Source organism: Bacillus sp. NMCC46, from assembly GCF_002998465.1.
Taxonomy (GTDB): domain Bacteria; phylum Bacillota; class Bacilli; order Bacillales; family Bacillaceae; genus Bacillus.
This window is the reverse complement of record NZ_PVQZ01000004.1, coordinates 318,639-338,978: the sequence shown is the minus strand read 5'-3', so window position 1 is coordinate 338,978 and position 20,340 is coordinate 318,639. Positions and strand designations below refer to the sequence as shown.

The following is a 20,340-nucleotide window of genomic DNA, read 5'->3' as shown; positions in this document are numbered from 1 at the left end:
CATCACCAAAATCTGAAACTTCGTGAAAAAATGAACATTTGCCTTAATTATGACATAAACAATTTTCAGTTTTTGTCGATATATCTTTTGTAATACTAAAGTCCTAATAAAGAATTGTTTATAACTGTAAAATATTTCAAAAATGTATGAAGAAGTGAAAGGAGTTATGAAAGATGTTTATGAGAAAAGCGAATGATTCATCGTCGGGAACCCTTTTAAATGAAAGCAGTCAATTAGTAGAACGAATTGAGAAGGGAGACCTTTCAGCAAGAATAGATACTGCTGCATTCTCTTCAAGTCAAACGATTGAAGCAGTAGCCCAAATAAATGAAGCTTTGCAAAAGATGCAGGAAGTAAATGAAGATATTCAAATGCGGATGAATTTAGTGACAAAAGCCATTCAAGTTGGTTTATGGGATATGATCGTTGTCGCTGGAGATCCGGTCAATCCAAAAAATGAGTTCACATGGACGGATGATTTCCGCAAAATGATCGGCTTTCAAAATGAGCACGATTTTCCAAATGTTTTAGACAGCTGGGCATCTCGAATCCATCCGGATGAACAAGAATATACCTTAAATGCATTCTCTTCGCATTTATTGGATCATTCGGGACGTACACCATATGATATCGAATATCGCTTGAAGTTGAAAAACGGAGATTATCGCTGGTTCAAAGCAACTGGCACGACCATTCGTGATCGAAATGGTGTCCCTCTTCGTGTAGCGGGAGCTCTTTTTGATATTCATGATCAGAAATTGAAAGAAGAAGAGCTGCAAGCATTCGTGACGAGATATGACTTGATCAACCGTGCGCTTGTGGAAGCTCCTTGGGACATGGTCGTAGAGGCCGGCGATCCAGTCAATCCGAATAACGAGTTCTGGTGGTCCCCGCAGTTCAGAAAAACGCTTGGTTTTACGGATGAAAAGGATTTCCCGAACGTGTTAAGCAGCTGGAGCGATCGCCTGCATCCTGAGGATCAAGAAAAGGCTCTCCAAGCTTTTGCAGATCATTTAAATGATCACTCTGGACGCACACCATTTGACATTGATTACAGATTGCAGAGCAAAAATGGCGAGTATCGCTGGTATCATGCAGGTGGTGAAACCATTCGTGATGAAAAAGGTGTTCCTCTTCGTGTGGCTGGAACCATTCGTGACATCACGTTAGAGAAAAACAAAGAGAAAACAGCGAATGAAATGGCTTCACAAGTAGAACAGCTTTCAAGTTCGATCAGCGAGATGGTATCAGGCATCAGCTCTGTGACAAACCAAGCGCAAGAGCTTGCTGTCGCACAAGAGCAGTCAACATCTGCTGCCAATCTAGCAAAAAATAGTGCAGATGAGACGAAAAATATTTCTGACTTGATCAAAGAAGTAGCGAACCAAACGAACCTGCTTGGTTTAAATGCTGCGATCGAGGCAGCGAGAGCTGGTGAGCAAGGAAGAGGATTCTCAGTCGTTGCAGATGAAGTGCGTAAGCTGGCGCTTCATAGTGCCAATGCAACGGAGAATATCGAATCTAGTTTAACGGAAATGAAAACGCAAATTGATGAAATTCTTGAAAATATTTCGAACATGACAGCTCTTACGCAAACACAGGCTGCTTTAACAGAGCAAGTAAATGCTTCAGTCGATGAAGTGAACCACATGTCTCAGCGCCTTGTGGCCTATTCAAAGAGTATTTAATCATCAAAAACCGCCCTCTCGCATAGAAGGCGGTTTTTTTGATTAAAATTGATCTGCTGGGAAAACAATACCTGCATCTTTTCTTGCAGCTTCAAGGACTTTCATTACGGAGAGACTTTCATCAAGCCATGCATAGCACTGTTCATAATTTTTTGTTTCAATGATGTGCTGAAAAGCTTCTGTTTCATAAAACAGGCGGTTTGAATTTGTTTGTGCATTGAGTGAGGTCACCTGATCATTCACATGAAGTAACACTTCCTCGCAGCCATTCACCCCATTTTTCACATGAATGAAGCCTTTTTCTCCTTGAATCAATGCAAAATTCATGCTGCTTGTATCCTTACTGCCGACACTTGTCGCAATGAAATCATTGTAGGTGAAAGTCAAAACACCAGATGTATCGATGCCATTTGGGTGACGGTTTGCCTGGTAGCGGACCTGTTCTGGTGATCCGAAGAGGTTCATGATGAAATGGACATTATAGATATTAATATCCATCAACGCTCCTCCGGAGAATTCAGGGTTAAAGACATTTGGCGTTTCGCCGGCTAGCAGCTGATTATATTTGCTTGAATATTGACTATAGTTGCATTGAACCAGTTTGATTTTACCTAATTGATGAAGGTGCTTTTTAATCAAATGATAGTTTGGCATATGAACGGTCGTAATGGCTTCAAATAAGAGAAGCTGCTTTTCCTTTGCGAGTGCGATTAAGGCTTCCAGCTCTTTGACATTAGAGGTGAAAGGCTTTTCGCAAATCACATGTTTTCCGTGTTCCAATGCAGCTGCGGCATGCTCGCTATGTAAACGATTCGGTGATGCAATATAAACGGCTTCAATGTTCGGATCTTCTAGCATAGCCGTTAAGTCCGTATAAGTTGTTTTCACACCAAATTGGTCTGCGAGCTTCTTTGCCGTTGCTTCCTTTCTTGAATAGACGGCATGACAAGAAGCGCCTTCAAGCTGTTCAATCGCTTGCAAGAAGCTTTCCACAATCACACCTGTTCCAATGGTTGCAATGTTCATTCTACTCAAAACCCCTTCCACTCGTTTGATATCAAGTAAAGCTGTCTCTAGTATAACTGATGTTTGAATTACACGTGCACTTGAGGCCTGGGCGGAGAGGGGTGCCAGTGGCAAACACCGGCACATTTTTGGCAGCCCTTACAATTAGCTGATGTCCGCTAATGTTTGTTTTGTTAACAATTGAATGGCAGCCTTCCTCTTCTTTAACTCTTGAATGGAGTGTTGAATATCCTCAACTTTTTGTTCGAGCAGCTGTTCAGCTTCTGTTTTTGATTGTTTTTCAAATAGTGATTTGATAATTTCGCGAATTTCTTTGAGTGAGAAATCTAGCTTTCTTGCTTCTGTGATAAAGGAAAGCATGAGTACATATTTTTTATCATATAAACGATAGCCGTTATGTGCTCTCTTTGGTTCGGGGAGCACACCCTCATTTTCGTAAAAACGAATGGTTTCAATATGCACACCAGACAGTTTTGACAATTTACCTCTAGTAAACGTAATCATTCCCTGCACCTCCTTTCTTTGCTATCCATCATACAATTAGATTTGCTAGTTTCAAAATGTTCAGTCGTGAACATTTGTTTTCATTTTCCCATTGGAAAAGGGCACAAACTCTGTTTAAAGCAGGATGAATAGAATACGATATAATAGAGTAGGCAGATGACAATTTTGTTACAGGTGAGAACAAGTAGACAGCGTGATGAAAAAACGATAGGCTAAAATAGGTAAATAGTAATGATATAGCCTGTCATCATATAGATGATGGCTCAAAATAGTGACAGCACGTTTTTTGCTGAGAAAAGGGGACCAGTGAATGTATAAATTAGTTGCAATTGATATGGATGGTACGTTATTAAATGATCAACATATGGTGACAGCTGAGGTGTTTGAGGCCATTCAACAGGCGAAGGCAGAGGGAGTTAAGATTGTATTATGTACAGGACGACCTATTGGTGGAGTGAATCGCTATCTAGATGATCTTCAGCTCAATCAAGAAGGAGACTATGTGATTGCCTACAATGGGGCGCTTGTCCAAAACAGCCATACAAATGAAGTGGTGTCAGAACTGACATTATCCTATGATGATTTGACTTCTTTATATGAGCTGAGCCGTGAGCTCGATACACCGATGCATTATTTCGATTCCGCTCATTTGTACACACCGAATCGTGATATTAGTGAATACACAGTACTTGAATCTTATTTAACAAAGCTGCCGCTTAAATATTTACCTGTTGAAGAGGCAGATCCTTCAATGAGACTTCCGAAGATGATGTATATTGATCAGCCAGAACGGTTGGAAAAGACGATACAAGCCATTCCATCTGAAGTAAAAGACAAGTACATGATGGTGAAAAGCACAGATTTCTTCCTTGAAATACTGCATCCTGAAGTCAGCAAAGGAAACGCCGTGAAGCTTCTAGCGAAAGAGCTGGGAATTGCTCGTGAAGAGGTCATGGCCATTGGTGACAATGGGAACGACGTATCGATGCTGGAATTTGCGGGCTGCGGCGTTGCCATGGGAAATGCCATTGATGATGTCAAAGCAGTAGCGGATGTTGTGACAAAATCCAATAATGAAGCCGGAGTAGCACATGTCCTGCATGAGTTAGTTTTAGGAAAATAAACAAAAAAGCGGTCTACCAGTGAGGTAGCCGCTTTTTTATATGTGAGAGAAAAAGTAAACAAGCATCCGTCTGCTGCTCAAATTTGTCTTTTGCAGCATCGCCTTCACATGATCATGGACGGTATGGGTTGAAATAAATAAAGTACTGGCGATTTCCTTTGTAGACTGTCCCTTTAATAAGCAGTCGAGGACGTTCATCTCTCTTTCTGTCAGCCGGTACGTTTTTGCCGCATAAGGAAGAATATCATTTGTTTGGGCTCTCTTGATGTGAATCATGACAGCCTCTTCCTGCCCGGCTGCCTGCGCTAATCGAAATGCTTGAAGAGAGAGAAACAGCCCCGTAGGCATTCTCGTCATGCTTGCCGCTGTTTGGTCGATACCTCCGTATAAAAGTTTAGCCCCTAATGCTCTGAACGGGCGCGGCATGGTCGCCTTGTCATGGATTTGTTCAAAGGCTTGAAATGTATGAAGCCAATGAAGCCCTGTCTCATTTCCATAAAGAAGATTGTAATCGTGTGAGAGAATGAGGAAACCTTGCTGCTCCGCTGCGTCATCCTCTTCAGTATCTCTTTTCTTGAAAAGTTCATCTCTTAGCTTGGCTGCGAGTCTGGGCGTTTGTTCGAAGACCGCTCGGATATCTTGTTCTTGAAAAGGTTCCTTGTCCTTTAGACGATATAGGCTGGCAATACCCCAGCATTCTCCTTGAATCACAAGGGCTGCCCGCAATTCATCAGACCATCCTTTAGGCAACAAAATGTCTCTGTAGCGATCACTGTTGAGATATTCCCCGCTTTGGACTAAGCTCGCAGCATGAATAGGGCCTTTGACTAGAGACTCATGTTGATGCACGTCCTTTTTTAAGAACTCATTTTGAAACAGCTGATCATGAATTTCTTCAATCGGTTCATCTGTGAAGGAACCTGTCGAGAGGAGAGTGGCTGGATCAATGGTCGTGATACAGGCGGCATCAAAATCAAGGACGGCAGCAAGCTCGTCCCGAATGTGTTGTCTCAGCTGCTGAAAATGAGTGGCTGGATTGGTCACATGATCTCCTCCTCAAAAATCCCCACTTTTAGGGATCGTGTTTTTTGATGTCTCTTTTTACAATAAAGATGTCATACCGTTAGTGTACAGGAAACGATGTAAAGCGGAAAGGAACTGGAGGAGAAGGACATGAAAGGAAACCAGCATTGGCACGATCCCGTAGCTGAATCATACGCAGCCACGATTGCTCATAAAGTACCCGGCTATCAGCTATTGCATGAGTTGACAATAGACGTATTAGAAACTGAAGTAAAGGGAGCGGCTTCTCGCATTTTGACTGTTGGAGCGGGCGGGGGCGAAGAGATCATCAACATGCTTCAAAGAAAAGAAGACTGGCTCATCACAGGAATCGATCCGTCACCTTCTATGCTGGATATGGCGAAACAGCGAGTTGGACAGCTTCAGATGGAGGCGCGTGTTACATGGCATGAGACCGTATTAGATAAGGTTTCTGCTGAACCTGTTTACGATGCAGCGATGAGTTTGCTTGTGATTCATTTTATAGAAAAGCGCCAGCCCTTTTTAGAGGAGATTGCCCGCAGGCTTCAACCAGATGCACCGCTTGTGTTGGCATTTATACAGGGAGAGATGAAGTCCCATACATTTCAACAGGAGCTTTTCATGCTTTCTCTTTTCATGCAGCGGCAGGGTCTAGAAAAAGAAGTGTTTACATCCTTTAAAAACAGGCTGGGACACGCGACACACCCTGTTCCTGAGGAAGAGATAAGAGAGCATTTAATCAAAGCGGGATTTGAAGACATCAGACCTTATTTTCAGGCAGGAATGATCAAAGGGCTTGTTTGCAAGCGAGGTCGAAGAGAGGCGGATGAGAAATGAGATCACAGGTGATGGTGATTGGCGGCTATGGACATGTTGGACAGCAAATATGTCTACAGTTAAGCGAAGTGTATCCCGGGCAAATTGTTGCGGCAGGCAGAAGCTATGAGAAGGCAGAGAAATTTTCACGCCACACAAAAGGGAAGGTTCGTCCTTATCAACTAGATGTCAGTGAGCCGTTATTTTCGGACTGGATGGATAAAACAAAGCTGGTGATCATGTGTCTTGATCAAGAAGATCCGTCATTTGCTGAAGCAGTTCTGCGGTCAGGCATTGATTATATTGATATCTCCGCGAAAGGGGCGTACATGGAGCAGGTGGCAAAGCTGGATCAGCGGCACATCGGTGCAACGGCTTTGCTCAGTGTCGGGCTTGCGCCTGGCCTTACGAATTTATTGGCAGCGAAAGCAGCATCTATGCTCTCATCAGTGAATCAAATAGATATAGGGATTATGCTTGGGTTGGGTGATCAGCATGGAAAAGCCGCTATTGAATGGACGCTTGATCATGTCCATACTGACTATGTGCTTACTAAGCATCATCAGCGTAAAAGAGTCAAAAGCTTTACTGGAGGTAAACGGATAGACTTTGGTGGAAGTCTTGGAAAGCGGCATGCCTATCAGTTCCCCTTCTCTGATCAGCAGACATTGCCTTCGACGCTCCGCGTGCCTTCTGTGACGACAAGGCTCTGTTTTGATTCCCGCGCGGCAACGCGTGCATTTGCCTTCACAAGGAGTCTCGGAATGACGTCCCTTCTCACTGTGCCGAAAATCAAGAAACGAGCCATTTCCATGATTCAATCTGCTCAAATGGGAACAGATCAATATGCAGTGAAAGTGGAGGCTACAGGAATGGATGGGAACAAGATTCATCAAGCAGCGCTTGGAATAAAAGGACGCGATGAGTCTCAAGCAACAGCTCAAGTCGCCATTGCAGCGGCTCTGCATTTATTGAACAGGCGGTTTCAGACAGGTGTTTTTCATATCGAAGAAGTATTTTCTCTAGCGTATGAGAACGGTGATTTTGCTTTGGTGGATCAAACAACGAAGGAAAAGCGGGTGTTAGCGGTTAGAGCCATCCTTTTGACGGAATAAAAGAAGACTAGCAGAATGCTAGTCTTCTCAGCGTGTAGACAAACCCTCGCATTCGGTGTCAGTCCTGCGTGCCGGTGCTCACGAATGTTAAATTCGCTCCGCTCCGGTACTCGTCCTTCCTAGACTGCAAAGGTTTTCTATCACGCTGAAAAGAAGACAAAAGGCTAAAATGAAGATCATTTTAGCCCTTTGTCAACAATCTGAGAAGACTAGCAGGATGCTAGTCTTTTTATGATGAAGATGACACATCTCCTTTTTTCTTGATGCTCGCTGTAATGAGCTGTGTCAATGTGTCAGAGCCTTTTGTTGAAAGGTGAACACCATCCGGCTGAAAATAAGAGGGCTGTCCAGTAGCGGCTGAATGCCAATCGACAAGGGTCACATTGGAATATTGATCGGCCACTCGCTGAATGACTGCATTCACATCATTTTCCCAAGACCTTGGGACTCTCGTGTTCACAAGGAAAATGTGCGCCTTTGAAAATTGTTGAATGAATGCTGTCAATGTGCCCTCAGTAAAATAGCCATTCGTGCCAAGCTCAATAATAACAGCGACATCAGATTGATTAAATGAAGCATATTGAGGAGCGATGCTGACGGCTTCGTTCATTTGTCTGCCAACCTTTGCATCGATGGTGATTTGTGCATATGCTTTTTCAAGATTCGGCGCAATGTCCAGCATGACGGAATCACCAATAGCAAGAATTTGGTGAAACTGTTTCTGATCTGCTGCTTTCTTCTCGTGTTTTTCTTTCTTTTTCTTAGCTTTTGGTTCCGCAGAGTCTCCTGCTTTTTTCGGTGCCGTCTTAATTTGTGTCACTTCCTTGGCATGTGGGGACGTATGGGACGAACTGGACATGCCAATGGTAAATAAGATCAAAAGAGCTGCTGCGATTCCAAGGAACACTTTATGAGACGTAGACCATTGTTTGAATCCCTTTTTCCAAATAGACCAAGAGGCAAAATATTGTCTGAAGCCAAGCCGGCGAATTGGTTGTTCGATGAAGCGGTAAGAGGCCTCTGCAATGAGTAAAATGGCCATGATCTGCAATGCGACACGCCCCATAGAAGGCTGTCCAATTTCAATGACAGGGGTGGTCAGCACGATGATGGGATAATGCCACAGATAAATACCATAAGAACGCTTTCCGAGCCAGACGAGCGGCTGATAGGAGAGCCATTTCCCTAAAAGACTTGCAGGGTGGCAGATGCACGCAATTAAAATCGCTGCATTAAGACAGAATAAAAGCATGCCTCCCTGATAGAGGAAGCCGTCAAATTCGTCCACTGCATAAACACATAGAAGAAAAACCGCAAACGAACCAAAACCAGCGATATGTAAAATACGTCTGCCAACAGGAAGTAACTTTTTGCTGGACAGTCTTTGCATGGGCCATACAAATGCCAGGCTGCACCCGATCAGAAGCGCAAATGCACGAGTATCTGTTCCGTAATAAACTCTGCTTGGATCGGTATCTGGTGAATAAAGAATCGCCATCCATAAGGCGGAGACAAGTGCAAGGCCAAAGGTGATCATTGGCAGATGGGATCTATTTTTCACCCATTTTAGTCCTGCAATCAATAGTACCGGCCAAATGATATAAAATTGCTCTTCTATCGCCAAAGACCACAAATTTTTCAGTGGAGATACAGCGTTGAAGCTATCAAAATAAGACAGCTGATGGAAGATGTACCACCAGTTACTGACATAAAAAAAGGACGATAAGGCATCGCCACGAATGGACAATAGTGCATTCGAACCCGCAATCGCACACCAGCTGACGGTTAAAAAAATCATCACGTAAGCAGCTGGAAGAAGCCTTCTGATCCGGCCCATCCAAAATGGTAAAAGCTCTTGATAGCCCAGATCCTGCTTATGTAACAAGATCGTCGTAATCAAGTACCCAGAAATCACAAAAAACAAATCAACGCCAAGAAACCCGCCGCTTGCAGGTCCGATATGTAAGTGATAAGCAATGACTGCCAATACAGCCACAGCCCTCAGCCCATCTAATCCTAATATATAACGTAAACGATTTTCCTTGCTGTTCATGAAAATGAATCCCCCATTTATGTCAAAACGCTTCTTTTTTGTTGTCATTCCAAAAGAACAACGATTCTTTTATTTTATATAAGATTAGACGGATCAGCATCACATTTTGTTGGCGAATTTCTGTCTTTTTTTAAAATTTTTATATAAAGAAAGAATTGATGGCCTGGAAGGCTGCCTTATTTTTATACTCAAAACCAAAATCCCTGTCATAATAAAAGAGAAGGAAAGGGGATGTGTGGAATGAGAACGATTGAAAATGATCAGTTATTGATTCAGGTCAATGAGAGAGGTGCCGAGGTCACAGAGGTGCTTCACAAGGAAAGCGGACGTCACTATATGTGGTCTGGCGATCCTGCTTATTGGGGCAGGGTGTCGCCAGTCTTATTTCCAATTGTCGGACGATTAAAGAATGACCAATACAAGATAGGTGATCAAACCTATGAGCTCGCGCAGCATGGATTTTTGCGAGATGTTGATTTTGATTTATATGAAGAAACGAAACATACGGTGACCTTTCAATATGAATCAAAAGGCCGCCACATCGAGCAGTATCCTTATGAATTTACCGCCCGTATTCGATACGAGCTGTCGGAAAATGGTCTGACGATTTCCTGGGAAATTGATCATGACGGAGATGACACGATGTATTTCTCCATTGGAGGGCACCCCGCATTTCATGTCCCGCTTGTTGAAGGTGAGCGCACAGCAGATTACTACCTGACATTGACCCCTTCCAATGAGTATCTTCCTGTCCAATATGAACTAAAAAATTCACTTGTCAGGGAGAAAGAAAAAGGCATTCAACTTGAACCGATTCAGCTTCGACCAGAGCTTTTTCAGCATGATGCGATGATCTATAGTCATATCAATCGAGTGTCATTGATTTCTCAGGCAGGTCACGGGGTTGAGGTTGATCTCACTGGTTTTCCGTTTGTTGGTATTTGGTCACCTTATAATAAAGAAAAAGGCACAATGGCTCCATTTGTATGTATTGAGCCTTGGTACGGTATTGCCGATGTTGAAGGGGCGAATGGCCAGTACAAGGAAAAGTTCGGTATTCAAACTTTAGAGAAGAATGAAACCTTCCAAGCCGCCTATACGATTTTCTTCAAATGAACATTTGTGCATGATAAGATGAACATTTTGTTATGATAGAAGAAAAAAGGAGGCGTACGAATGGATCGGGAGAAACAACAACTGAGTATTGAAGCGGCAAGGCTTTATTATTTATCGGATTACAGCCAGCAGGAAATTGCCAAACAACTCGACCTGTCGAGACCAACTGTGTCTCGGCTGCTTCAATATGCGAAGGAGAAGGGGTACGTCCAGATAACGGTAATGGACCCATTTGAAGACTTAAATGAGCTATCTTCATTGCTCAAGGAAAAATATGACCTGCTCGAAGCTCATGTGGTGTTTTCGCCCAAAGATGATTATCCAACGATTACCGAATACTTGAGCCAATTTGGTGCCGAGTACTTGCAAGACACAGTGAAAGACGGTGATATCGTTGGTGTGAGCTGGGGAACCACCATGTATCAAATTGCCCAAAAGATGCAACCTAAACAGGTCAAAGGTGTGGAGGTTGTCCAGCTGAAGGGTGGGATCAGCCACTCCCATGTGAATACATATTCTGCGGAAACCATCCAGCTGTTTGCTGAGGCCTTTCAAACAGCACCGCGCTATTTACCGCTTCCTGTTGTATTTGACAGTGCTGCCGTCAAGGAGATGGTTGAGCAGGACAGACATATTCAGCGCATCATTGAAATGGGGAAACAGGCGAATATTGCTGTGTTTACTGTTGGAACGGTAAGAGATGAAGCACTTTTGTTTAGACTTGGTTATTTCCGTGAAGAAGAAAAAGCGCTGCTCAAAGCATCCAGCGTCGGAGACATCTGTTCGCGCTTTTATGATCAGGAAGGGCACATTTGCAGTGAAGCGATTAACAACCGCACTATTGGTGTGGAGCTTGATGATTTAAGGACTAAAGAACGCTCCATTCTTGTCGCTGGTGGACATCGCAAGGTTGCTTCTATCCACGGGGCACTAAGAGGAAAATATGCGAACGTATTGATTATTGATCAGCATACAGCAAAGGCTCTTTTAAATGTCACAAAATAGATGAACAAAATTTCATAACTATGTTTACAAATGTTCATCGGTCATATATGATGAAAGTATCATAATTAAAAGGAAGTGTAAGCATGACGATAGCAAAGCTCATTGATCATACAGCACTAAAACCAGATACATCTAGAGCTGCCATTATGCAGTTACTTGAAGAAGCAAAAACTCATCAATTTGCATCCGTTTGTGTGAATCCAACTTGGGTATCTCTTGCAGCGAAGGAACTAGCAGGAACAGGCGTTGATGTATGTACAGTCATCGGTTTCCCGTTAGGCGCAAACACAACAGCAGTGAAAGCATTCGAAACAAATGATGCGATTGAAAACGGTGCAACTGAAGTGGACATGGTCATCAATATCGCGGCATTGAAAGACGGCGAATATGATGCAGTTGAACAAGATATTCGTGCTGTTGTAGACGCAGCAAAAGGCAAAGCCTTAGTGAAAGTCATCATTGAAACTTGTTTATTAACAGATGAAGAGAAAGTCAAAGCTTGTGAGCTTTCAGTAAAAGCTGGCGCTGATTTTGTGAAAACATCGACTGGATTTAGTACAGGCGGTGCAACAGTTGAGGATATCGCATTAATGCGTAAAACAGTTGGACCTGACATTGGTGTAAAAGCATCAGGCGGCGTGAGAACAAAAGAAGACGTTGAAGCGATGACAGCTGCAGGCGCTACCCGCATTGGTGCCAGTGCAGGCGTTTCCATTATCAATGGGGATCAATCAGCACCTTCGAAAGACTATTAATTCATACGATCCTATGGTAGGATAACATTCGTGACTCATAAATGATGAAAAAGTCATAAGCGGAAGGATCTCACTTCTGGGAATTTCTTCCGCTCTTTGTTTGCGAAATATGGTTTGTTCCATACAAGCGCATTAATGTAAACGAATTCATTCGAGGAGGAAAAACATGAAATACGTGATTGGTATCATCGGTTTGCTGGTGATTCTCGCCATTGCATGGCTGGCTAGTAACGGGAAAAAACGAGTAAAATTCCGTCCAGTAATTGTCATGATTGTACTGCAATTTATTTTAGGTTATATTCTGCTCAATACAGGTGTTGGGAACTTCCTAGTCGGAGGCTTTGCAAAAGGATTCCAAATGCTTCTAGGCTATGCCGGTGAAGGAATCAACTTCGTATTTGGCGGGTTAATGAATGATAATGCGTCAACTTTCTTCATCAACGTCTTACTGCCGATCGTCTTTATTTCGGCATTGATCGGTATCTTGCAGCATTGGCGTATCCTTCCGCTTATCGTACGCGGAATCGGTTATTTGCTTAGCAAAGTAAACGGTATGGGGAAACTAGAATCTTACAACGCAGTAGCGTCTGCGATTTTAGGACAATCAGAAGTGTTTATTTCTATTAAAAAGCAGCTTGGATTGTTACCTCAGCAGCGTCTTTATACATTATGTGCATCTGCGATGTCGACAGTATCGATGTCTATTGTCGGTGCGTACATGCAAATGATTAAACCAGAGTACGTGGTCACAGCACTTGTGCTGAACCTATTTGGTGGATTTATTATCGCGTCTATTATCAATCCATATGAAGTGGCTAAGGACGAAGACATGCTCGAAGTCGTTGAAGAAGAAAAGCAATCCTTCTTTGAAATGCTTGGCGAATATATTATGGATGGTTTCAAAGTAGCGATTGTTGTCGCTGCGATGTTGATTGGATTCGTTGCATTAATTGCGATGATTAATGGAATCTTTACAGCTGTCATCGGTGTTTCTTTCCAAGATGTACTTGGATATGTCTTTGCCCCATTTGCTTTCCTTGTCGGTGTTCCTTGGAGTGAGGCGGTACAGGCAGGAAGTATTATGGCAACGAAAATGGTATCCAACGAATTTGTGGCGATGCTGGCTCTAACTGGAGATGGCTTGCATTTCACAGCTCGTACAGAAGCAATCATTTCTGTATTTCTTGTGTCATTTGCGAACTTCTCATCTATTGGTATCATTGCTGGAGCAGTCAAAGGCTTAAACGAAAAACAAGGGAACGTTGTCGCACGCTTTGGATTAAAGCTGTTATTCGGTGCAACACTTGTCAGCTTCTTAACAGCAGGCGTTGTCGGTTTGATTTACTAATTTAAAAAAAGGAATGGTGAAAACAATGAGAATGGTAGATATCATTGCGAAAAAACGTGACGGAAAAGAATTATCTTCAGAGGAAATTTCTTTCTTTGTCAAAGAATATACGGACGGAACAATTCCTGACTACCAAGCAAGTGCCTTGGCTATGGCAATTTTCTTCCAAGATATGACGGATCAAGAACGTGCAGACTTAACGCTCGCTATGGCGAACTCAGGAGACACGATTGACCTGTCTGCCATTGAGGGCATTAAAGTAGACAAGCACTCAACAGGCGGTGTAGGTGATACAACAACACTTGTACTCGCTCCTCTTGTGGCTGCACTTGATGTACCTGTTGCGAAAATGTCTGGCCGCGGCCTTGGACATACAGGCGGTACAGTGGACAAGCTTGAAGCGGTAAAAGGCTTCCACGTAGAAATTACAAAAGACGAATTCATCGAGCTCGTGAACCGTCATAAAGTAGCGGTCATTGGGCAATCAGGCAACCTGACACCAGCGGATAAAAAGCTTTATGCCCTTCGTGATGTGACAGGTACCGTTAACTCGATCCCGCTCATTGCAAGCTCTATTATGAGTAAGAAGATTGCTGCTGGTGCAGATGCAATCGTACTAGATGTGAAAACAGGCGCAGGTGCTTTCATGAAAACCCCTGAAGACTCTGAGAAACTTGCAAAAGCAATGGTTCGCATCGGAAACAACGTAGGCAGACAAACGATGGCTGTCATCTCTGATATGTCTCAGCCGCTAGGATTAGCGATTGGAAATTCCCTTGAGGTGAAAGAAGCGATTGATACACTCCGAGGCGAAGGTCCTGAAGACTTAAACGAGCTTGTGCTCACATTAGGAAGTCAAATGGTTGTTCTTGCGAAAAAAGCAGAGACACTTGATGAAGCAAGAGAAAAGCTAATTGAAGTCATGAAAAACGGCAAAGCACTTGAGAAATTCAAGGAATTCTTAGAAAATCAAGGTGGAGACGGCTCGATTGTGGATCAGCCGGAAAAACTGCCGCAAGCCCCTTACCAAATCGACGTTCCTGCAAAGGAATCAGGTGTGGTTGCTGAAATCGTCGCAGACGAAATCGGTGTTGCAGCGATGATTCTTGGAGCAGGACGTGCAACAAAAGAGGACGAGATCGACCTATCTGTCGGCATCATGCTGAACAAAAAAGTCGGCGATCGTGTTGAAAAAGGAGATTCACTCGTGACACTTCATGCAAATCGTGAAGATGTTGCGAATGTCATGGAAAAAATTTATAACAACATCCGCATCGCAGATCATGCTGATGCACCAACTCTCATTCACACTGTGATCACAGAATAAAGGAAAAAGGACAAAAGTGCTTCGTCGCTTTTGTCCTTTTTTTGTTCATTTCTTTTTCTATTGAGATAAAAAATTTCACTTTATGAAACAAACCACTTGCAATCATCAAATAATGGGTGTATATTAGTTGACGAGTCAATGATTGATATATCAACTAATTGATCTGAATAGAAAAGAGGGGATGGCATTGACTGCATTTTGCTCTGAAAAAGCAGAGGTATTATACCGTTTGCAGTGCGTGAACCGTATGATGGGTGCGAAGTTCGAAGCATGCACGGGCATCAGCCAATCAAGACTAGAGTTGCTATCACTGTTATTCCAAGCCGACGAAATCAGCCAGTCAGATTTGCAGAAAAAAGTGAATATTGACAGTGCGGCTGTGACGCGTCACTTAAAACAGTTAGAAACAAAAGGAATGGTTACGCGCAGAAGAAAGCCAGAAGATAATCGAGTCACACTTGTTCGTCTGACAGAAGAAGGCAGAACGAGAATCGAAGCTTCTAAAAAAGAAAAAGAACGATTTATCTCAGAAATGCTTGAAAACGTAAGTGACGAAGAACGAAAGCTTCTCACTGATGTGCTCATGCGAATACAACAAAACATCGAAAAGATTCAAACAACCTAAAGGAGTGTTTCAACATGGCTGCAACATTAAAAACAAACGATTTTATGGAAATTATGAAAGGGCGCCGCTCCATTCGTAACTATGACCCAGCTGTGAAAATCAGCAAAGAAGAAATGGCAGAAATTCTAGAAGAAGCAACAACGGCTCCATCATCAGTGAATGCACAGCCTTGGCGCTTCATGGTCATTGACAGCCCAGAAGGAAAAGAAAAGCTTGCACCACTTGCAAAATTTAACCAAACACAAGTGTCAACATCAGCAGCTGTCATTGCAGTATTTGCAGATATGAAAAGCAATGAATACTTAGATGAAATTTATTCAAAAGCAGTAGAGCATGGCTACATGCCGCAAGAAGTGAAAGAAAGACAAATTGCTGCACTAACTGCACACTTTGAGGTTCTTCCAGAGCAAGTCAATCGCGAAACAATCTTAATTGACGGTGGAATTGTGTCTATGCAGCTTATGCTTGCAGCACGTGCACACGGCTATGATACAAATCCAATTGGCGGATTTGATAAAGAAGTCATCGCTGAAACATTTGGCTGGGATAAAGAACGTTATGTACCAGTGATGCTGTTATCAATTGGGAAAGCTGCTGACGAAGGTTATGCATCTTACCGCTTACCGATTGAACGCATTACAGAGTGGAAATAATATCTTTTCAAAAGGAGACGATCATATGATTATTATTCATGCAGGGATGACCATTCATCCAGAAAAAGAAAACGTATTTCTAGAAGAAATCAACGCATTAATGAAAGCTTCACAAGCGGAAGAAGGCAATGTATCCTACAAGCTGTTCAAGGATACAGAAAAGGAAAATACCTTTTTAATGGTAGAAGTGTGGAAAGATGACGCTGCGGTTCAGAGCCATAATGCAAGTGCACATTTCCAAGCTTTCGTAGCGAAGGCAAAAGAATTCTTAGCCGCTCCACTTGATGTTGTTGCATTTCAAGGCCAGCAGCTTTCATAGTAAAACAACAAACACCCTAGGCGGTTATCGTCTAGGGTTCTTTTATTTTCGACACCTTGTTCCACCCATTTCATTCCCGTATTGTGCATTTTCCACAAAGTTTCTGAAAATAAAATGTTTTTCGACTTAAGTATATTGGAATATGCTAGAATGAGATATTATTTATTACCAAATTAGGGAGGAACTAATATGAAAAAAGGGAAATGGACGAGCATTGCACTAACGGCTGTCCTCAGTTTAGGCACATTGGCAGCTTTCAGCACCCCTCTATCTGCCCACACCACAGAGAAATCAACATCCTCAGATGGCGGTCATTATTCAGGTATTCCATTTGACGCAAGTGTCGTGAATGAAGACCGTCTCATCAAAGCCTTGAAAAAACAAGGAAAGATCAAAAAGAATGCCAATGAGGCAGAAACCCAAAAAGCATTAAAGAAATATCTAAAGAAAAAAGAAGAATCTGCCATGAAACAAAGTGCAAGCACCTTAACAGAAGAGCCTGAATTTCTGAAAGAATACAAACAAGAGGTACATAACAAATTAGCCAACAAGAAAAAGTTAAAGAAGCATAAAGGAAAAGAAGGGAATCATGTAAAACCGGTCAAAAGGGAAAAGTATAAAGGCGATGTTCGCAATGATAAGGTATTGGTTTTATTAGTAGATTTTAAAGATTATAAGCATAATAGTATTAAAAAAGAAGAGACTGATATGTACTATGACAAGTACAATCAACAGCACTATCAAGATATGCTTTTCGGAAAAAATGGCTACATCGGTCCAGATGGTAAACGCAAAGTATCCATGAAGCAATATTATGAAAAGCAGTCCGGCGGTAGTTACACAATCAGTGGAACAGTTGCAGGATGGTATACAGCTAAGCATGAAGCAGCCTATTACGGTGGAAACGTACCAGACGAATCAGGCAGTGATGGCAAACCGCGTGAATTGGTGAAAGAAGCACTCGAAGCAGCAGCAAAAGACCCGAACATTGATCTCGGTGAATATGATCAATGGGACCGCTATGATATAGATGGAGACGGCGTTTATAACGAACCAGACGGCATCATTGACCATCTGATGGTCGTTCATGCTGGCGTAGGTGAAGAAGCTGGCGGCGGACAACTTGGCTCTAATGCGATTTGGTCGCACCGCTGGTCACTTGGTGATGTATTTGAAATTCCAAACACTGAATCTGAAGTCGGGCAAGGCGGAAAATTAGGTGCGTTAGATTACACTATCGAGCCTGAAGATGGCGCGGCAGGCGTGTTCACACATGAATTCGGACATGATCTTGGTCTTCCTGATGAGTACGATACACAGTACACAGGCGGAGGCGAGCCTGTTTCATACTGGTCGATCATGTCAAGCGGAAGCTGGGCAGGTAAAGTCCCTGGAACGGAACCAACAGGCTTTAGTCCATATGCGAAAGAAATGCTTCAAAACTTACATGGCGGTAACTGGCTTACTGGACAAACCATTGATGGTAAAACATTAAAGAAAAGCAAAACAGTGCTAATTGATGAAGCAGCAACAAAAGGAACGAACCATGATGCGGTTCGAGTGGATTTACCAGATAAAGAGATTGTGGTCACAAAACCTGCTCAAGGACAATATTCGTACTTCAGCGGAACAGGTGACAATTTGAATGCGACCATGACGACAACAGGTATCGATTTGTCGAAGGGGAGCAAAGCAGAGCTTACATTTAAAGCATGGTACGATATCGAAGAAGATTATGATTATGCGTATGTAGAAGTACGTGAAAAAGGAACTGATCAGTGGAAGACCATTTCTGGTAACATCACGAATGATCGAAATGAAGCAGGTGCGAACGAAGGCAATGGAATTGACGGAAAATCGGACGGATGGGTAGATGCAGCCTTTGATCTTTCTGCTTATGCAGGGAAGAAAATCGACCTGCAATTCCGCTATACAACCGATGCAGGCTATTCACTGCCAGGCTTATTTGTAGATGATTTAAACATCACAGCAGATGGGACGAAAGTGTGGTCAGATGATGCCGAGGGCACGTCTAAGTTCACCTTTAACGGATTCTCAAAATCTAATGGAAAACAATATGCACCCCAATATTATTTGCTAGAGTGGCGCTCTTATGCTGACGTTGATAAAGGCTTAAAGCATATCAAACGTGGGGCAAGCCTCATGAGCTATAATAACGGTTTGGTCGTGTGGTATGTCGATCAATCCTATAGTGATAACTGGGTAGGAAATCACCCAGGGAACGGTTTCCTTGGGGTAGTAGATGCAGATCAGCAAGTATTGCAATGGAGTGACGGCTCCATTGCTGCCACAGGCTTCCAAGTACATGATGCAGCATTTTCTTTGAATCCAAGTACGAAGCTGAATATTGATTATACAGCGACAACAGGCTTAACGTTGGCAGATCGCTATATTCGCCCGACTCGTACATTTAGTGATAAAAAGAATTATGTGAATCCAAATAACCCAGATGCAGGACGTGATGTACCAACATATGGTCTATCCTTTAAAGTCGTTGGACAAAGTAAGGATCGTTCTGTTGGAAAGGTATTAATTTCTAAAAGTAACTAAACAGAAAGCCGGATTTTACCATTGAATCCGGCTTTTTGATATGGTAATAAACTGTTTTTGATGAAAAGGACGGCTTTTTGGTCGAATGTCTGTTCTTTTTTATTTTGATATCCGAATGAAACCATTATATAATAGAGACTGGAAGGTTTTTCTTTCATTCATGGTTCTTTTTTAGCTGTTAAAACAAAGGAAAGGATGAGCGTTACCAATGAGTTGTGTCACTGCTAAGCAATTAAAGGTGATTAGAGGGACGATGCAGACTTTTTGCAGCCATTTGGAGTATGATGGTCACGGTAAGCTTCATATCAATACCATCATGGCTTTTATTAAAAAGGAATTCGGTGTGAGAAAAATGAAAGACATTCCACAAAGCCGGTTTACTGAAGCGCTTGAATTAATACAAGACTTTGATTTATACACGGATAAAATAGAGATTCGTGATCGTCTATCAGAAAGGAATAACTAAATTGAATATTTTAGCAATGATATTAGTAGGAATTGTCGCATTAGAACACATTGTCATTATGTTATTAGAAATGTTTTTTATGGAATCAAAGATGGCAAAGAGATCCTTTAAGCTGCCAGAACACTTGCAAAAGGATCCAAATGTAAAAGTGATGTTTGCCAATCAGGGGCTTTATAACGGGTTTTTAGCTGCAGGACTCATTTGGGGGCTCATTCTCGGATCGAATACTGTTGGATATATGATTCAGCTATTTTTCATTCTTTGTGTGATCATCGCTGCGGTATTTGGCGGTGTGACCTCTAATAAATCAATCATCATCAAGCAAGGAGTACCAGCGCTGCTTGCATTAATTGCGCTTATCCTGGCAATTTAACCATAAATAAAGCCGCCCTAGTGAGGGCGGCTTTTATCTTTTTCGAAGACCCATCAGACGAATAATGGATGTCAGACAAAGAGCAACGGCAACAGCCAAAATAATTTTTCCATACATGACCCCTGTTAGGTTCATCAAAAAGACGGCCAATATGATACAGAGCGTGATGATGATCATCACAATCGAATAGGTTTTCATCTCTTTTCCACTCCTTTTAAAGTCCCCTCACATCCGAGAGGTCTATCCATCTTACCTCATATGATATCACTCAATGACAATTTTACATGAAATTCCCTACCAATAGAATGTGACATATTGATTAGATTTGATGTCATGCCATATTTTTTAGACAATCGGGTATACCATAAAGAGCTGCATTGAAGTTTAATTGCTTGATATTTAATTGTGCAAAA

At 42.4% G+C, this 20,340-nt stretch carries 20 protein-coding genes; 15 read left to right on the top strand and 5 right to left on the bottom strand.

The features are described 5' to 3' along the window. Positions 1-173 precede the first annotated feature (173 nt). Positions 174-1,688: a methyl-accepting chemotaxis protein gene (locus C6Y01_RS13845; protein WP_095285597.1), complete on the top strand. Its 1,515-nt coding sequence runs from the start codon at positions 174-176 to the stop codon at positions 1,686-1,688. Positions 1,689-1,730: 42 nt separating this feature from the next. Here C6Y01_RS13845 and C6Y01_RS13840 read toward each other — a convergent pair whose 3' ends face one another. Both C6Y01_RS13840 and C6Y01_RS13835 read right to left on the bottom strand, forming a co-directional pair. Beyond that, positions 1,731-2,714 (bottom strand): Gfo/Idh/MocA family protein, encoded by a 984-nt coding sequence (locus tag C6Y01_RS13840; RefSeq protein ID WP_106030695.1) that lies wholly within the window; start codon positions 2,712-2,714, stop codon positions 1,731-1,733. A 144-nt stretch (positions 2,715-2,858) separates the two neighbouring features. Continuing rightward, positions 2,859-3,218: a MerR family transcriptional regulator gene (locus C6Y01_RS13835; protein WP_034660511.1), complete on the bottom strand. Its 360-nt coding sequence runs from the start codon at positions 3,216-3,218 to the stop codon at positions 2,859-2,861. A gap of 310 nt (positions 3,219-3,528) precedes the next feature. Between C6Y01_RS13835 and yidA the strand changes: the two genes are divergently transcribed. Then, positions 3,529-4,341: a sugar-phosphatase gene (gene yidA, locus C6Y01_RS13830; RefSeq protein WP_034660510.1), complete on the top strand. Its 813-nt coding sequence runs from the start codon at positions 3,529-3,531 to the stop codon at positions 4,339-4,341. Between the two features lie 36 nt (positions 4,342-4,377). Here the strand turns inward: yidA and C6Y01_RS13825 are convergent, their stop codons facing one another. Continuing rightward, positions 4,378-5,385, bottom strand: a complete 1,008-nt coding sequence (locus tag C6Y01_RS13825) for a helix-turn-helix transcriptional regulator (protein ID WP_106038332.1) — start codon at positions 5,383-5,385, stop codon at positions 4,378-4,380. 129 nt (positions 5,386-5,514) lie between these two features. Here C6Y01_RS13825 and C6Y01_RS13820 point away from each other — a divergent pair, with 129 nt between their 5' ends. Both C6Y01_RS13820 and C6Y01_RS13815 read left to right on the top strand, forming a co-directional pair. After that, on the top strand, positions 5,515-6,222 hold the full coding sequence (locus C6Y01_RS13820; protein ID WP_034660508.1) for a class I SAM-dependent methyltransferase: 708 nt from the start codon (positions 5,515-5,517) through the stop codon (positions 6,220-6,222). Further along, the gene (locus C6Y01_RS13815; RefSeq protein WP_106038331.1) at positions 6,219-7,316 is read left to right on the top strand and encodes a saccharopine dehydrogenase family protein; all 1,098 of its coding nucleotides are present in this window, start codon (positions 6,219-6,221) and stop codon (positions 7,314-7,316) included. Before C6Y01_RS13820 ends, C6Y01_RS13815 begins: the two co-directional genes overlap by 4 nt. 229 nt (positions 7,317-7,545) lie before the next feature. On the opposite strand, the gene C6Y01_RS13810 is transcribed toward C6Y01_RS13815, so the two are convergent. Continuing rightward, positions 7,546-9,369 carry an acyltransferase family protein gene (locus C6Y01_RS13810; protein ID WP_106038330.1) on the bottom strand — a complete coding sequence of 608 codons (1,824 nt, stop codon included), beginning with the start codon at positions 9,367-9,369 and terminating at the stop codon, positions 7,546-7,548. A gap of 240 nt (positions 9,370-9,609) precedes the next feature. Between C6Y01_RS13810 and C6Y01_RS13805 the strand changes: the two genes are divergently transcribed. The 11 genes from C6Y01_RS13805 (at position 9,610) to C6Y01_RS13755 (ending at position 19,927) form a co-directional block, all read left to right on the top strand. Beyond that, on the top strand, positions 9,610-10,485 hold the full coding sequence (locus tag C6Y01_RS13805; RefSeq protein WP_034660504.1) for an aldose 1-epimerase family protein: 876 nt from the start codon (positions 9,610-9,612) through the stop codon (positions 10,483-10,485). A 60-nt stretch (positions 10,486-10,545) separates the two neighbouring features. After that, positions 10,546-11,490 carry a DNA-binding transcriptional repressor DeoR gene (deoR, locus tag C6Y01_RS13800; RefSeq protein ID WP_106038329.1) on the top strand — a complete coding sequence of 315 codons (945 nt, stop codon included), beginning with the start codon at positions 10,546-10,548 and terminating at the stop codon, positions 11,488-11,490. An 83-nt stretch (positions 11,491-11,573) separates the two neighbouring features. Further along, entirely contained in the window at positions 11,574-12,245 is a 672-nt protein-coding gene (deoC, locus tag C6Y01_RS13795) for a deoxyribose-phosphate aldolase (protein ID WP_034660502.1), read from the top strand. A 166-nt stretch (positions 12,246-12,411) separates the two neighbouring features. After that, positions 12,412-13,593, top strand: coding sequence for a NupC/NupG family nucleoside CNT transporter (locus C6Y01_RS13790; protein ID WP_034660501.1), 1,182 nt, complete (start codon positions 12,412-12,414; stop codon positions 13,591-13,593). A gap of 25 nt (positions 13,594-13,618) precedes the next feature. Further along, positions 13,619-14,920, top strand: a complete 1,302-nt coding sequence (locus tag C6Y01_RS13785; RefSeq protein WP_095285603.1) for a pyrimidine-nucleoside phosphorylase — start codon at positions 13,619-13,621, stop codon at positions 14,918-14,920. 181 nt (positions 14,921-15,101) lie between these two features. Then, positions 15,102-15,545 (top strand): MarR family winged helix-turn-helix transcriptional regulator, encoded by a 444-nt coding sequence (locus C6Y01_RS13780; RefSeq protein WP_106038328.1) that lies wholly within the window; start codon positions 15,102-15,104, stop codon positions 15,543-15,545. Positions 15,546-15,559: 14 nt separating this feature from the next. Then, positions 15,560-16,198 carry a nitroreductase family protein gene (locus C6Y01_RS13775; protein WP_034660498.1) on the top strand — a complete coding sequence of 213 codons (639 nt, stop codon included), beginning with the start codon at positions 15,560-15,562 and terminating at the stop codon, positions 16,196-16,198. 25 nt (positions 16,199-16,223) lie between these two features. Then, positions 16,224-16,517, top strand: coding sequence for a putative quinol monooxygenase (locus C6Y01_RS13770; RefSeq protein ID WP_060597613.1), 294 nt, complete (start codon positions 16,224-16,226; stop codon positions 16,515-16,517). A gap of 189 nt (positions 16,518-16,706) precedes the next feature. Further along, the gene (locus C6Y01_RS13765; protein ID WP_034660496.1) at positions 16,707-19,088 is read left to right on the top strand and encodes an immune inhibitor A domain-containing protein; all 2,382 of its coding nucleotides are present in this window, start codon (positions 16,707-16,709) and stop codon (positions 19,086-19,088) included. Positions 19,089-19,296: 208 nt separating this feature from the next. Next, positions 19,297-19,554 carry an ORF6C domain-containing protein gene (locus C6Y01_RS13760; protein WP_034660495.1) on the top strand — a complete coding sequence of 86 codons (258 nt, stop codon included), beginning with the start codon at positions 19,297-19,299 and terminating at the stop codon, positions 19,552-19,554. A 1-nt stretch (position 19,555) separates the two neighbouring features. Further along, complete coding sequence (locus C6Y01_RS13755) at positions 19,556-19,927, top strand: DUF1304 domain-containing protein (RefSeq protein ID WP_034660494.1); 372 nt, start codon at positions 19,556-19,558, stop codon at positions 19,925-19,927. A 33-nt stretch (positions 19,928-19,960) separates the two neighbouring features. Here the strand turns inward: C6Y01_RS13755 and C6Y01_RS18980 are convergent, their stop codons facing one another. Next, on the bottom strand, positions 19,961-20,125 hold the full coding sequence (locus C6Y01_RS18980; protein WP_003214630.1) for a hypothetical protein: 165 nt from the start codon (positions 20,123-20,125) through the stop codon (positions 19,961-19,963). Between the last annotated feature and the right edge of the window lie 215 nt (positions 20,126-20,340).